The sequence below is a fragment of the Flectobacillus rivi genome (assembly GCF_030056655.1).
Taxonomy (GTDB): Bacteria; Bacteroidota; Bacteroidia; order Cytophagales; family Spirosomataceae; genus Flectobacillus; species Flectobacillus rivi.
This window is the reverse complement of sequence record NZ_JASHIE010000008.1, coordinates 26,136-40,776: the sequence shown is the minus strand read 5'-3', so window position 1 is coordinate 40,776 and position 14,641 is coordinate 26,136. Positions and strand designations below refer to the sequence as shown.

Here is a 14,641-nt window from a genome sequence, read left to right as displayed (position 1 = left end):
AAAGCTTTTGACTAACGTCTACGGCTTACAGCCTAAAGCCTAATAATGCAATCTCATTTTACCTTATTACTTATTATTTTTTTGAAAAAACTCTTTCACAGATTGGTATTCCAAGGTAATGACAAAACTCACGCCTGTTTCTACCACAAAACCTTCGAGTACTGTTTGAAATTGATTTTTACGGAATGCCCTAAAACGATACCTTCCATCTTCTGTAAGACTATAGTTTACAGCGACGTTATCAAATACTTCAGTTGGATTTCGTTGTACACCGTTGGTGTTTTCAAGTTCAAAGTTTTTCCCAACCTCAACTTTCAATCTATCATTGAAAAAAGCTTTGGAGAGTCCAAGGTTCAAATCTGTTCGGGCAGATGACTGCCCTGCAATATTACTTTGACTAGAATTAAGGTTTACACTCAAGTTTACCCCTTTAATCACATCAGCAGCCAATCTTTCGAGCTGGTCAGAAAGAAGTTTACTCACACTTTGACGAGCAATGGCTTCGGGGTTGATTGTAGAGAAAAAGTCGGATGATTTTTCTGAGAAAAATCTGTTTAAAATCAATAAAGCAAAAACCTGTTTGTTGTTTTCCGCAATATCTGTTTGTGCCAGATACTTTAATCTATCATTTATCTTCGTTTTGACGTCATTGTCTATGGCCAATTGTGTTTTGTCATTTAAGGTAATACTAAAAGACGTTTCCAATTTTTTCATTGGACCGTTAAGATTTAGGTTTACATCAAAAGGCATTTTTTGACGATATTGTGATTCTGTAGAACTCAACAGGTCGGAAGGAGAGGCCATGGTCTGGTAAATCGCTGTAATGTCGATATTACCGCTCAAAGGGTCACCCATCCAAACGATATTACTGCCGGGCTTGATTTTAAACTGCTTTTTGAGGAGTTCAAATGACAAATCGTAGCTCCCTTCTGTAAGTGAATACATCCCCAAAATGTAAGGTTGACCATTGGAGCTTATCCCTGCATTGAGTTGAGCTTTGCCACGTACTTTGAGGTTATCGCCGTTTAATTCATCTACAACAATAGTCATTTCTGACTTTTCGTCGGCTTCCAATAACAAACTTACTTCCGAGATAAAACTAGTATTGTATTTGGTCTGAGTGTTATTGGTTGAGTCTTTGGTCAATGCTTTTTTATTTTTATCGACAAAAACTACTACATCGTTGATGGCTTCTTCACTTACACTATTGTCGGGCATTAGTACGAAAATGCTACTTTTCTCAATCAACTTTACATTGCCATCTACAACCGCTGTACTTGTTGAGCCGCTGATATTCATGTTGGCATCAACAAAGGCTTTGCCATAGAAGAAATCATTGTCTTTGCGCGTTGAATTGAGCACCATGAAGTTTTTGGTCGAAATCGCCAGTTTATATTCTACTTCAGGTAGTTTTTGGAAAATAACTTTACCGTTGACTCTCAAAGGTTGGTTGAGCGTATCGCTGAGCGTAAAGTTTTTGAATTCCATTTCATGATTTTGGAAATAGATTTTTTGTTTATCAATCAAGAGTTTTGTGCCTAATTGAGAAACATCAAATGCCACTTTTTCAAAACCAATAAATCCTGCAATATCTGGTTGTTCGTTTGCTCCTTTAATTGTGATATTTCCGTTGAGACTACCATTGGCTCGGCGCATTTGTCCAAAACTAAACGCCTGAATAGTTTTTGTGCTCAACTTGTTGATATTCAGCGAGAAATTGAGTGGTTTTTTGTCGCCCAAGATGTAGTTTCCGATTAAGGCTATATCATTTTGGTCATTTTTTAAGGTGGTATTTACCGAAATCTTCTCAGGTGTCTCGTTATACACATGTGCTACCAAATCCCCAATGGGTGTATTTTGGAAGGTAAAACCTTGTACAGTTACATCACCTGTAAATGAGGGGGATTTCATGTAGTTTGCCAAAATGATTTTTCCGTCGATGGTTCCATCTGCAATTGTGGAGTCAGGATATACGAGCTTAATCATTTTGTGTAAATCCAATTTTTGGGCAATAATCTCTAACGGAGCATTGGGCGCCATCTCTGGGGTATGAATCTGAAGTAATTGTTCTTGATTTTGTAAAGAAAAATTACTCACAATCAGTCCTGCCTCACCGTATTGTAAGAAACCATTCTCGGCAACTTTCCACGGCTCGTAATTGAGTTTCAAACCATTTGGCAAAAGATTTATTCTGAATTGGTCTGAAAAGTTGGCGACTTGCCCTGCCACTCTATGATGCTCTTTTTGAAGAGAGTCTAATAAAACAAGGTTAAATTGTGCGATATCGTCGTTTACTTCTCCATCGAGTTTAGTCTTCAGCATTTGGAAAGCATTAAAACTCAATTTTTCTAAACTCGTTTGGTAAGTAATTTTGCTCGAATCAGAGCGCATGCCGAAGGCAATTTGTTGCACACGAATGGTATCATATTCAACAAAAGGTATTTTCAAATCCATTTGCATGGTATGACCCGCTTCGTTACTCAGTGTCGCGTTGAACGTGGTAGAGTCTAGTCTGGTCAGAGCTGGTACAAAAGCTTTGATGGCAGGGTGACCAATCGCTTTGGCTTTGATGGTAATGTCGTAAGGCTCGGTGATAAGTTTCGGATTTTGATTCGGGATTCTGAAATGACGATTAATATCCGAAATGATAATGTCAGCTAACTGCACATAATTAAATTGACCAAACATTTGGGCTTGCAGGAATGGCGCTTGAATACTGAAAGCATTACGCTCATTGTTGTTTTGCGCCAAAATCTTAATATCGTCCAGAGGTATTGGCTTACCATCTTGCGTCACAACGGCTTCATCAATCGAGATGCTGCCATTGAACTTAGCAGGATTAGTATTGGTCAAATTCATTTTTACTTGTCCTTTGATAGCTATATCATCGGGGTAAAGATGAAGATTTTTGAGCTTGAGCTGTTTAATAGCTAAAGTACCCTGAATAGCTGGATATTCGTTTGCTAGATTGGCTTTTGCTTGTAGATTGAAATTTGCATTTGGGTCTTCAAAAAGAGCATTAATCTGCGCTTCTTGATTACGAATCGTGGTGGAAAACTGCAAATCTTTGTAGTCATACCCCTTGATAACTGCTTGTTCTATCTTGCCTTTTATTTCGGCATCCATAGTTTTTGGATTTGTCCCTTTTCCATGAAAATCCGTTACTAAAGTCATTTTGCCATATTGCTCTGGCTGTTTGAGTAATTTGCCTAAATCAAACTCATTGAGTGACAACTGACCGTTGTATTGCTGTTTGTTTGGAACAGTTATATTGACAAGTGTACCTTTAAATTGTGCTTTGCCAAGGTCAGAAATCAATTGTGTATTTACATTTAGATTATTGACTTTACCTCCGATTATCCCTTTCAATACAATTGTTTCGGGCAGTTCAATCGCCGTTGGAAGCATTTCTTTTGGTACGATTTTCTGAATATCGCTTTTAGTCACGGATACTTCATCGATACCAACTTTTACACTTGTTTTTTCAACAGAAGGTAAGCCAACGATATTGCCATGCAACTGAATTTTGCTATGATCAAATCCTTGAATCGTCAAACCTGCGATACTCAAATTATTTACAGTACCTGTAGCTTTGCCTTTAAAACGCAATACTTCCTGACTATTTCCTGCGAGAGGAGGCGTTTGAGCCAGTTGTGGCGCAAGTAAGAGTATGTCAGAAAAGGCTAGTTTGCTATCTTTAAGGTTGACTAAAACTCTTGTTGCTCCTATATTTTTACTTAGCTGGTCGAGAGAGTTATAACTTAGACTTACCTCATCACGAATGATACTTTTGGGTGTTTGAATAGTAAGTTTTTTAAGGAATGCTTTTTTATCAGTATAAGCGAAGTCGGTTTGGAATTTTTGTAAAACAAAACCGCTTTTTTCCTTCATCGAGATGTTCTGAAGCCATCCTGTTACTCCTTTAGACGAGTATTGAATTCTTTCGGCTTCTATATTTAATGGCGTGATGCCAATATGTGCAGGGTCTAGACCTTTACTTTGACGAGGTTTTCCCAAATCATCATAAGCAATGGTGTTGTTTTTCATCAAAATCTTTTGAACACCAAACGTCCATCCTTTTTCTGGAGTTTTAGATTGTGCTACAGTAGGAGCAGGGACTGGCTTTTGGGAAGATTTTGGCGTTGGCTTGATATTGACTTTAACAGATGAATTGTCGAGGTAAAAGGTTTTGAGATGAATCAGTTGCTCTGCCATCGAAAACTTATCTGCTTCGGCACTGGCTTTGGTAATGTATCCTTTGGTTGAAAGTCCACCTACTTGGTCGCTAATATCAAAGGCTATATCGTCGAGATTAACTTTTTCAAAACCAAAATTTACGGGACTTGAATTTGTATCTGGAGGCGATACTTTTAATGCTGGATAGGTTTTTAATAGCAAATTAGCACCATTGAGCTTCGTAGTTGCTAGTTGGTAAGTAGATGAATTAAGGTCAATTTTCTTGAAAGAAGTTTCAAACGACCTGAATGCTACATCTGCATCAGTACCGATGACGTTATCTAGATAAGTAACATGAATATCTTTTAGACTTACCTTGCCAATGTTCATCAACAAACTACTAGGTGTTGTATCATTTTTGGTAGGAGTCGCATTAGGAGAGGCGAAAGCTTTTACAATATGGTCAAAATTGAAGGTAGTATCAGGTAAAGTCCTTTTGATTTTGGCACGAATACCTTCCAGTTCAATTTTATTGATGGTCACTTTGCTTTTGAGCAAAGCAAGCATATCCAAGTCTACATACAGTTTTTGGGCAGCTACGAGTGTATCTTTTTTATTATCAGCAACAAATACCTCGTCGAGTTCTATCCAATCGGGGATATGATAGGCAATACGTTTGGCTGATACTTTCGAGCCAAATTTGTTTTCTAAAAATTTTGTCACTTCCGTAGTAACTAGTGCTTGTCCACGTGGTGTTTGCAAATAGACAAAAGCCCCTATGACTAATAGGAAAATGATAGCAATTGAAAATAGTATGATGCGGATATATGACTTCATAAGTAGGGTAAAAAACATTATGAGTAGTGTTTTATGACACAGAATCATAAAAGAACTACTCATAATGTTATCTATCAAAAAGCACTTTGGGTTGTAAGGTTATTACAACTATTTTTTGAATACGCTGGCTTCAATTTTATCATTGAATGTCACCGTTGTTGTTACTTTAGTATTACGTTTTTCAACAGTGCTATAGTAAGTCGATGCACTTGGGTAGCTGATGCCGTATGGAGTTTTTGTATAGGTTGTAAACTCCTGAGTGATTTCTTCTCCTGAAGCCAAATTAGTTTTTAGTTTTGACAAAAGATAAGTCGTAGCATCAAAAAACAAGTTGTATTTTACATCTTTACCTGACAATTCAATCTGATGAACAGGTTTCCCGTTATCTGCTTTCAAGCCCACATAGGTTGCAATATATCCTTTTTTAGCATAATTGATAAATGGCAACAAACCATCTGTCATTTCACGCTTTAGTCCAGCTTTGTCTTTGTCGCTAAGGTCTTTGGTTTCGTAAACAACATTTTTGTCAAGGCTACCAGTTGGCACTCTGAAATAAGCTTCAGTTGGATTAGCACCGTAAATAAAGTCTCTTTTTAAGATAGTTTTCGTTTTTAAGATACCTTGATTAGCTACCGAAACTTTAGTTTCTTGGGTAAAGTCTGTTGGAGCATTTGCTACAAATGCCTGCTTGATGGTATAACTATTAACACCTTTCCACAATTCTGTGCCGCCAGTTGCGTCATAATATCTGTCAAAAATTTCGTCTGCAGTTTGAGCTTGGACCTGTAGAATAAGTGCAAAAAGTAGTCCAAAAATAAAGCTAATCTTTTTCATAAAATTGATTGTTTAATATGTCTGTAAATGCGGTATATATTTTCCTTTATTCTTGAAGTACAGTTTCTTGTAATGAGTACATAAACCTTTCCAAAAATCGAAAATATACATCTTTATAACAAATTTAACGGCATAATATTTTAATAGTCACCCTAAAATGTCATTGGTTAGACAAGAAATTGAGTATAAGGTTCAAAATAAACATTCAGGTTAGAATTTTCTTGAAAAAATCCTAACCTGAATGTTAGTGATGCATTAGGAATTTAAAAATCATTCATTTCGGATATCGGATGTTGGATTTCGGAAGTGTAAGCTTCTATATTTTGTAAAAAATAAAGGTATTTTTACTTTATTTCCGAAATCAGAAATCCCCAATCTGAAATTGTTTGAAATCCTTCGTTGCTACTTGAATTTTGCGTAGAGGGTAATAGTATTAGAATTCAAGCCATTCGAGCGCATATAGTGTCCATAGCGAAGCTCGAGCGAAGCCCAGCTTTGAATACCAAATACACCATGAGGAGGCATAATACGAATACCCGTGCCTACCATATTGCTATTAAGTTTTGATAAATCGTAGTCACTTGTATAATATTGGTCACTCAACTTATGCACACCATAAGCGGCAAAGTAGTCCGCAGCAGTTTGCGTATAATAACGATAGTATGGACTCAAGGTTAGGAATGGCGTCATTTTGATTGGCGTTTCCAATTCAAATGTATGAGCCTTTACGCCCCAGTTGTCTTGATAATAACGATAGAATGTACGAATTACGACTTTGTTTCCTGCAAAGTAATTCAAACGAGCACCAATAGGTAATTTGAAACGGGTATCAGGAAGTTCTTCTGACTTTACAGTTCCATCAGTAAAATATACACGTTGGTATTTGGTAGCCAACAAACCTGCTTGATAGGCTGGGTCAACTGTCAATAAAACCTGCATTCTTTTGTTGACAACTTGTGCCAAAGAAAACGAAGAGCTGTAAGAATTACGAGGTTTGTAATCGACTGGATATGGATCATGCTCTCCACCTGAGCCATAGAAGTAGTAAGTGCCATCTGCTCGATAAATGGTACGAAGCTCGGATGGTAGAATTACTTTCCATGTATCAAAAAACGCATTTACTTTGGCGCTAAACTCACGGTTGCCATCTTTAGAGGTTTTTGAAAAGTTTAGCCCTGTTCCATAAGATTTGTAATCGTACTCGGTCGAATACGATGCTACTGCACCAAAAGTTGTTCCTTTTTTGGCATTATTCACACTCCATGCCAACGACGGATAGATACGCTTATCAGTCATGGAAGCAGAGGATATAGTGTATGGGTCGATTTTGTCTGAGGATGCCGACGAATAAGCATCTACGCCTAATTCAAAAGTAAAAAAATGCTGACGAGCTTTGCTATCCCATTTCGAGAAACGAATATCAAAGGTATTACCAAAGTCGGTTAATTTTTCGGTACCAATACCGCCCGTTACAGCCGAGTTGTTACCATCTTGATGATAGTAACTAGACACAATATTAATTTCTTCTACTTTTAACTTACGGCTTTGGTAATTGCTAGTATCAGCCGTTTTTTGAGCAGATGCACTAAGAAGTACACCCATATATAAACCTATCGCCAGTGTAAGCTTTTTCATGTTTCAATGAATTTAGTGTAACTGCACCTGGAAAGAGTCTTGATGTTGAACACAAGAGCTATTGTTGGTCGTACACAATTGGTAAATGATTTTGCCTGTAATTTGAGTGTGAGATTCGAGAACTTGAATGGCTTGTGTAAATCGTGCTTTTTTTTCAAAATACACTACTTGTCCTTTCCAGAATGTGTCCCTCTCTTTGTGGGGATTAATAGATTTTAGCCCTCCAATAAGTTTAAAACTAGCATGGGGCTGAATCACCAAATAAGCAGGTTTAGGCCCTGGTACAACCTGTGCGTCGCTAGCATATAATTTCCAGTTAGGAAAAATTTGTGCTTCGAGTACAAGTTGAATCGTCTCGCCTTTTTTCGGATATTTTTTGGTAGTAGATACCGAAAAATTTGCTCGTTTGGTCTGTGCTTGTAGAGGGGAATAACCTATACAAAAGACAATTAGTAGTATTCTTAAAAAGCAATTCATCATAAATTAGTTACAGCCGCAACCGCCACCTGTTTTACCGCCGTTGGCACCCGAAGCACCTTCACGATACAGTTGGAAGTTTTGTTCAAATTTGACAACCTTACGAGAACTCAATTCCATATCAGAATCATTAATATACGCCTTTTGGTAAGGCTTTACAGTTTGGCAAGCGCTTGTGGCTAGGCCTCCCATCAATAGCAATGCTGCTATTTTTATGTTAAAACGTGTTGATTTCATACTGAGTAGTCGATTTGTTTGTGAAATATCAACAAAGCTTTGGCAATATGCGAAAAGTTGAAAATTGTAAAACGGACAAAATATAATTTTACGATTTGGTTATCATCGATTTTCGGACTGCATTATTACTTTATGTTAATATTCCGTGAGGTATAAATTTTGTTTTGGTCATCAATAATAATACAAGCTATCTGTCGCATCTGGTTGATTAAGTCTAGTCCTACTCTGATACCCATCACCATCACAGGAGTAGCCATAGCATCAGATAGTTCTGCGTTGGGACTTATAATAGTTACGCTTTGTATGCCTGACACAGGTAAGCCTGTTTGTGGGTCGATGGTATGTGAATATTTTTTGCCATCAATCATCACGTATTTTTCATAATTGCCCGACGTAGCTACAGCCACATCGCTGATCGACAAATACGAAAAAGGACTTTCGCCAGCTTGTGGATTGGCAATGCCAATGGTCCAAGGTTTTCCATTGGGCTGATTGCCCCAAGTAGTGAGGTCACCAGCAGCGTTGACAATACCGCTTTTTATACCTAACGATTTTAATAATTGTTTAGCTTTTTCGGCGGCATAACCTTTTCCGATACCACCAAATCCGATACGCATTCCTTTTTCTTTCAAAAAAACTGTGCGACGATCTGGATTCAAGATTACATGTTGATAATTAATCAAGCGAACAGACTCCAAGGCGATTTCTTTACTTGGCAAAGCAGTCATGCTGGTATCAAAATTCCATAAGCTTTTGTCAATCGAGCCATAAGTAATATCAAATGCACCTTGCGTCAGAGCTGATATTCGTTGTGCACGAGCAATCAAATCAAACATTTCGGCATCCACTTCAACAGGAGCAATCCCTGCCATTGCATTGACTTGATTCGTTTGACTTTGGTCGTTGAAGGTAGTCAGAAGGCGTTCAATGCGCTTGATTTCTTCTACGGCTTGGTCGATACAGCTATTAGCGTAGTCGGCATTATCGCTGACTACGCTAATTTCAAAATAATTACCCATCAAGCGATGACCTTGCTTATGTACTTCGACTTGGCTCATGCTATTTGGCATTCGTAATCTTGTTAATTTGAGAGATAAATTCTTCAGGAGGCGTGTTGGTATAGCCATCCCACGTTTTTACGACTTTACCATTGGCATCAATCAATAACGTGTAAGGGAATTTACCTTCGGGATTATATTTTTCTGCTAAAGCTTCATTATGCTCGGTTTGCTGTGGGCTTAACTTGTTTTTAGACAATCTAGGAAAATCCGCACGAACTAATACCAGTTTTTCAGTAGCGAAGTTTTGAAAAGTACCTGTTTCAAAAACATCCTTTTTCAATCTAATACAAGGTACACACCAGTCTGAGCCCGAAAAGTTTAGCAAAATATACTTGTGAGATTGTGTAGCTTCTTGCTTTGCAGAAGCAAAGTCGGTTTTCCATTCGGGAGCTAGGCTCAAAAGAAAGGAAATAACAAAAGCACTTAGTATTTTCATCTTTTTTTAAGTTATAGATGGCTTTATCCGAAAACATAGCCATCGAAGTTGACGTTACTCTTATGTTCTAAGAATAAATACGTAACGAATTTCCAGATAGTTCGGTTTTATACACACTTAATCCTGCACTTGCATAACTATTTAGTCCAACTCCTGCTGTAGTAAAGCGAGCGCCGTGTTCTGTACAATAAAATTCATTGTTTAGAAATACCACTTTTGTTCTTGCTTCATGTGTACAAATATGCGAACCTGCCACATAAGTGCCTTGCGATGTACGTGCTACTACAACATTGCTATTGATAATATAACCACCGCTATTTTTTAAGGCAGCGTTGGCTGAAGTTGTTAAGTCAAGTGTAAAATCTACACTTCCTGGGGTTGCAATAGGAGATAAATCAGAGCTTTTACTACATGCAGTAAGAAGAGTCATTAGGGCGGCTCCGCCAAACCCTGCATTTTTTAAGAATTCGTAACGTGTCATTGTTAATATGGTTAGTAAATGGACTTATTTGAGTTTTGAGTGTCGAATTAGGAGTTTTGAGTTTTAATAATTAATATAGGTAATTGATTGATATACAATCTTCTATATTAATTGTTAAAGGCTTTTTCTCTTTATTCAGAACTTAAGTATTAATGCAAAATAAAACTGCATTAATACGCTTTAGGCTGTAAGTCATAGGCATTAGGCAAAAGAGCTTAAATTATTTCATGAGAAATTCTTTTCAACTTTTAGTCTACAGCATAAAGCTTAATGCTGGTAAAATTTAAGATTGTGCTTGGTTTCAGGTAAGGGCTCTCGGCGGTGGGTTTTGGAAAAAGCATGGCTGTGGGTAATAAAAAACATTTTAACACTCTGTGCCTTGTGCCTGTCGCCTAGTGCCTAAACACATAACTTAAATCTTATTCTGCACGATTACTTATGATTATGAGCAATTTTATGAAATTTCTAATGTATTACCATTGACGGTCACTGTATATACTGCTAAACCTTTGGCTCCATAGCTGTTAAGTCCAACACCTGTAGTGCTATATCTGGCACCATGTTCTGAACAGAAAAATTCACCATTTAGAAAGGTCACTTTTTTCTTTGGTTCATGACTACAAGTTTGTGTGGCTGCCACATACGTATTTTGAGCAGTACGTGCTACAACAATACTGTTGACGATAATATAACCACCACTGTTTTTTAGAGCCGCATTTGCAGTAGCTGTTAAGTCTACAGAAGCTAAAAGCGTTGAGCCAGAAGAAGAGCCAGACGATGTGCCTGTACCTGAGGTAGAGCCGGATGTACTCCCCGAACTAGATGAGCTGCTACTACTTGATGACGAACTTGAACTGGTGGTCGAAGTGGGAGTAGGGTCATTATTAGATTGGCAAGAGGCAAGCAATGCCATTAATGCGCCTCCCTGAAAGCCCATCGATTTTAAGAACTCATAACGTGTCATTGGATGAAAGATTTTGTTAAAATATATGGTTAGTCTAAACGTAAAGATGGCACAGGTAATAAGTTTGTAGCAGAAAGATGAACGATTGGTTTCAAGATTTCATCCATAAAAACTATGGATGAAATCTTATGGCTATATTATGCTAGGGGATGTTGTTCTACCAAGTCAAAGAAATAAGTCGGATTTTTTTCTGACGATAAATCTTTTAATTCAAATGTAAGTTCTTGGTTAGCAATCGTAATAGCCATCTGAAAGCCTCTGAAAAGTTTTAACCCAAGTGTTTGTTTGCACCAATAACAACACTGAGAAAGCTTTTGTACAATTTCATCGTAATGAGGTCTTTGCGGGGTTTTAACCGTGCAAAGTGTCATACTTTCTGATACGTTCATAATTATTTGTTAATTAATTTGGGGAGATAGTTTTTGATCATAAATTTCTCGTTCCTCATCGGATTATCTGCATAATTTTCATGGGAGGTGTAATTTAATAAAATTCCTGCATTCTGACGAGCGCCATTGGTATTTGGTACCGACACGCCCATCACAGTTAAGGCTTTGTTAAATAACGGTTCATAATCGTTCCCCAGAGGCTGTAACGGCAATACATTGTCATCTACAGCATAAGTTGGTGCAATTCCGTTTATATTTCCATAGTCTGATTCCCCATTGGCATTTTGAGTAATACCTAACATCATGTAAATTCCCCATTTCCAACGCTTTTGGTCGTCAGCCACCAGCGTTCCAAAAAGGTTTTTTCCATAGGTATGTTCCCCAATCGTAATTACTTGCATATATGGCTTTAATCCATTGATCACCAGCTCGCTTGATGATGCTGTTCCGTTAGATGTTAATACGAACACTCGGTTTAGATTATTGCCAATATTATTTTTTTCAATAGAAAAATAGTTGTTAAATATATTGCTTCCATATTGTTTCGCAAAATAAGTTTGATATTTACTATTGTATTGATCTTTAAAAAAAACCTTATTCGTTGTTAAGTTGTTGACAATCAGTGATGCCAATGTTGTGGCGCTACTGATATACCCTCCTGGGTTAAACCTCAAATCCAATACTAATTCGTTGACCCCAGCAGCTTTAAAATCTGCAAAAATGCTACGCAACTGGTTATCGTATTTCAAGGTATCGCCACTGTCAAGTCCTGGCACAAATTGTGTGTAAACCAAATACCCGATGGTTTTATTAGCAGAGGTTTTTTGAACAATGCTTGAAAATGCTACAGGATTTTCAGTGACCTCTGTTTTGGTAACCGATACAGTATTCGAAGTGGCCGCAATACTGCCATTGGTAATACTTCCTAAAGTAAAAGTAACCGTTTCGTTACCCATCAAAGATGAAAAATTACTACTAGTAATATTCTGTCCATTGATTTTTACAATAATATCACCTCTGTTTAGTCCTACTACCGCAGCAGGGCTTCCTGTAATTACTTGAGTTAAAACAAGACCCACATTGGTTTGTGTATTGTCCAAATAACCAAGCATATAGCGAATGCCAAAAACTTTTGACACACCATTGAACTCTTTTTCGAGTTCATCAACATCGTCTGTTACCATCGAGAATCTATCGACGGTGCTGCGTTGATATACCAGCTTTTCAAAGAAACTATCAGAAGCATCCGTTAACGATAGCGTACTAATGGCTGGCAACTGATCATACCAATAATATGCGTCTGACATCGTATCATAAATCCACTGATTAATCTGCTGGGTATTGTCTGTAGGAGTAACTGTTGAGTCTTCCTTTTTTGAACATGCCGTAAACACCAACAGGCTAATACTGACTACGGTTATAAATTTGATGATGTTGAAACGTAGCATACTATTCATAAAATTTAGTGAGTTTTATAATGCTTGACTTCTTAGCTAAGACTAATTGTCACATAGCTGGAAATAATATTGATGTTTACGAACTTCAAAACGATAGTGTCTTAGTATCTGACTGGCCAACACTCGATGTCCAAGCGCATTGAGGTGCTTGCCATCGTGCAAGAAAAAATAGGGGTGAGGTTCAATCACCTCCATTGTTTTAAACCAATTGAAATCCTGTGCTTTACAAACGTCTTTAAGAATATCCTCCCCAAGATTTCTTAGCAATTGTGTGCAAGGATTCAAACTAGGCTGTGGTCCAAGTAAGATTACTTTTTCTTTAAAGTTTTGAAGCAAATTTATCATCACCTTGAGCTGTCGTTCAAAGTGCTTGATTACACCAAGCTTCCCTGTACTCGCCATTTTATTTAATAGCATCCTTTTGATATAAGGAAGACAAGGAAAACTTAGAGATGGTTGCTTCAGAGTAGGGTTTGGTCGATATAATTCCCGCATTAGTGCCAAATTAGATGGAACAATAATTGCTTTGCGGTACACTTCGTCTGTTTCTACTTGATGATTAAATGAATGGAATGAGTCACTAAATAAATGTGTCCAAGGACGCTCTCCATCAAGTTCATCTAATCCACTTTGAATGATTATTAACTGATAATTAGATATATAATTGCCAAGTCCCATGAGCGCCTCGATGGTTTTTTCCATAGAAAAATGTACCAAGGTGTCTACAGTTACCTGCTCGTGGTCGAGTGTGCTTACACTTTCGGTAAGCACATCGACAAATCCTTTAGATGCAGCGACACCATATCCAAAAACCTGATGCCCACCAATGACCAAGATTCTCATGTTGTATCAATGCTAATTTTTGAACCTGTTCCTCTATACGTTATTTGCTTTTCTTTTGAAGCGAATGATCAAATAAACCAAACTTCAAGCCTATATTTACCGACGGACCGTTCACTTGATTGTAATCTAACGTACTAGTTGAGCGACGATTGTCGATGCCAGCAAAACGATAATTCGCTCCTACAAAAACTTTAGCATATTTGAATAAATTACCTTCTAGATTTATGCCTCCCTGTGCTACGAAAAAGCGATTTCCAAAACCATTTCTCGATGGCCCGCCCCAAGGCTGTGGATTTCTATTGTCGTTGTCCATTCCTAGTCTATCATTAGCTGAGCCCATTCCTAACAATACTGGGACACTAAAGTGAAAGCGTTTGCTGGGTCTAAAAGTATATTCAACTTTTACGCCACCATATCTAAAATCAACTCCATCACCATTGCGAAATCCCCTTCCAGTACTATAACCACTCAACCCGATGCCTAATTTTTGATTTAACAGAATCATCGCTGAGCCCCCAAACAAAGGTTTTACATGACCATCCAGATAACTGATTTGTGTTTCGGGAGCCACATATACTCCTATCTGTTTTATTTTTACAGGTCTTAGTCCTTTCAAAATGTATTCTGTCTTACTAGAATCTTTTACAGCAGCGCTTTGCTGAGCCATAGCGCCAACAGTCATGGTAGTTAGGCTAATTAATACAAGTGTTCTTAACTTTTTCATAAAATGTATATAATAAATGGTTCTTACTATACAGTTACATACCAAGATTTGAGTTTACTCATTCTCAATATGTTATTGGTTTGAATTCAA

General features: G+C 37.6%; 13 protein-coding genes. All 13 read right to left on the bottom strand.

Annotated elements, in window-relative coordinates; translation table 11 throughout:
• Positions 1 to 66: 66 nt before the first annotated feature.
• Positions 67 to 5,013: a translocation/assembly module TamB domain-containing protein gene (locus QM481_RS11660; protein WP_283381920.1), complete on the bottom strand. Its 4,947-nt coding sequence runs from the start codon at positions 5,011 to 5,013 to the stop codon at positions 67 to 69.
• A gap of 108 nt (positions 5,014 to 5,121) precedes the next feature.
• Positions 5,122 to 5,847, bottom strand: a complete 726-nt coding sequence (locus QM481_RS11655; RefSeq protein ID WP_166549785.1) for a hypothetical protein — start codon at positions 5,845 to 5,847, stop codon at positions 5,122 to 5,124.
• A 402-nt stretch (positions 5,848 to 6,249) separates the two neighbouring features.
• Positions 6,250 to 7,482 (bottom strand): DUF3570 domain-containing protein, encoded by a 1,233-nt coding sequence (locus QM481_RS11650; protein ID WP_283381919.1) that lies wholly within the window; start codon positions 7,480 to 7,482, stop codon positions 6,250 to 6,252.
• Positions 7,483 to 7,494: 12 nt separating this feature from the next.
• Positions 7,495 to 7,962 (bottom strand): protein-disulfide reductase DsbD domain-containing protein, encoded by a 468-nt coding sequence (locus tag QM481_RS11645; RefSeq protein WP_166549787.1) that lies wholly within the window; start codon positions 7,960 to 7,962, stop codon positions 7,495 to 7,497.
• 3 nt (positions 7,963 to 7,965) lie between these two features.
• Positions 7,966 to 8,151 (bottom strand): DUF4266 domain-containing protein, encoded by a 186-nt coding sequence (locus tag QM481_RS11640; protein ID WP_304529114.1) that lies wholly within the window; start codon positions 8,149 to 8,151, stop codon positions 7,966 to 7,968.
• A gap of 170 nt (positions 8,152 to 8,321) precedes the next feature.
• Complete coding sequence (locus QM481_RS11635) at positions 8,322 to 9,254, bottom strand: FAD:protein FMN transferase (protein ID WP_283381918.1); 933 nt, start codon at positions 9,252 to 9,254, stop codon at positions 8,322 to 8,324.
• A gap of 1 nt (position 9,255) precedes the next feature.
• Positions 9,256 to 9,693: a thioredoxin family protein gene (locus QM481_RS11630; protein WP_166549790.1), complete on the bottom strand. Its 438-nt coding sequence runs from the start codon at positions 9,691 to 9,693 to the stop codon at positions 9,256 to 9,258.
• A 67-nt stretch (positions 9,694 to 9,760) separates the two neighbouring features.
• Positions 9,761 to 10,174 (bottom strand): Rieske 2Fe-2S domain-containing protein, encoded by a 414-nt coding sequence (locus tag QM481_RS11625; protein ID WP_166549791.1) that lies wholly within the window; start codon positions 10,172 to 10,174, stop codon positions 9,761 to 9,763.
• 454 nt (positions 10,175 to 10,628) lie between these two features.
• Positions 10,629 to 11,138, bottom strand: a complete 510-nt coding sequence (locus QM481_RS11620; RefSeq protein WP_166549792.1) for a Rieske (2Fe-2S) protein — start codon at positions 11,136 to 11,138, stop codon at positions 10,629 to 10,631.
• 137 nt (positions 11,139 to 11,275) lie between these two features.
• Positions 11,276 to 11,527, bottom strand: coding sequence for a hypothetical protein (locus tag QM481_RS11615; RefSeq protein ID WP_166549793.1), 252 nt, complete (start codon positions 11,525 to 11,527; stop codon positions 11,276 to 11,278).
• Positions 11,528 to 11,529: 2 nt separating this feature from the next.
• Entirely contained in the window at positions 11,530 to 12,984 is a 1,455-nt protein-coding gene (locus QM481_RS11610) for a S41 family peptidase (RefSeq protein ID WP_283381917.1), read from the bottom strand.
• 42 nt (positions 12,985 to 13,026) lie between these two features.
• A complete protein-coding gene (locus QM481_RS11605; RefSeq protein ID WP_283381916.1) occupies positions 13,027 to 13,827 on the bottom strand; it encodes an SGNH/GDSL hydrolase family protein in 801 nt (266 codons plus the stop codon).
• Positions 13,828 to 13,867: 40 nt separating this feature from the next.
• Entirely contained in the window at positions 13,868 to 14,551 is a 684-nt protein-coding gene (locus tag QM481_RS11600; RefSeq protein WP_283381915.1) for a hypothetical protein, read from the bottom strand.
• Positions 14,552 to 14,641: the final 90 nt, after the last annotated feature.

Bases quoted from the DNA above. Each gene is read 5' to 3' on its own strand.
- QM481_RS11660 (WP_283381920.1), bottom strand. From the start codon at position 5,013: ATGAAGTCATATATCCGCATCATACTATTTTCAATTGCTATCATTTTC.
- QM481_RS11605 (WP_283381916.1), bottom strand. From the start codon at position 13,827: ATGAGAATCTTGGTCATTGGTGGGCATCAGGTTTTTGGATATGGTGTC.
- QM481_RS11630 (WP_166549790.1), bottom strand. From the start codon at position 9,693: ATGAAAATACTAAGTGCTTTTGTTATTTCCTTTCTTTTGAGCCTAGCT.
- QM481_RS11615 (WP_166549793.1), bottom strand. From the start codon at position 11,527: ATGAACGTATCAGAAAGTATGACACTTTGCACGGTTAAAACCCCGCAA.
- QM481_RS11650 (WP_283381919.1), bottom strand. From the start codon at position 7,482: ATGAAAAAGCTTACACTGGCGATAGGTTTATATATGGGTGTACTTCTT.
- QM481_RS11620 (WP_166549792.1), bottom strand. From the start codon at position 11,138: ATGACACGTTATGAGTTCTTAAAATCGATGGGCTTTCAGGGAGGCGCA.
- QM481_RS11635 (WP_283381918.1), bottom strand. From the start codon at position 9,254: ATGAGCCAAGTCGAAGTACATAAGCAAGGTCATCGCTTGATGGGTAAT.
- QM481_RS11655 (WP_166549785.1), bottom strand. From the start codon at position 5,847: ATGAAAAAGATTAGCTTTATTTTTGGACTACTTTTTGCACTTATTCTA.
- QM481_RS11600 (WP_283381915.1), bottom strand. From the start codon at position 14,551: ATGAAAAAGTTAAGAACACTTGTATTAATTAGCCTAACTACCATGACT.
- QM481_RS11610 (WP_283381917.1), bottom strand. From the start codon at position 12,984: ATGAATAGTATGCTACGTTTCAACATCATCAAATTTATAACCGTAGTC.
- QM481_RS11645 (WP_166549787.1), bottom strand. From the start codon at position 7,962: ATGATGAATTGCTTTTTAAGAATACTACTAATTGTCTTTTGTATAGGT.
- QM481_RS11625 (WP_166549791.1), bottom strand. From the start codon at position 10,174: ATGACACGTTACGAATTCTTAAAAAATGCAGGGTTTGGCGGAGCCGCC.
- QM481_RS11640 (WP_304529114.1), bottom strand. From the start codon at position 8,151: ATGGGAGGCCTAGCCACAAGCGCTTGCCAAACTGTAAAGCCTTACCAA.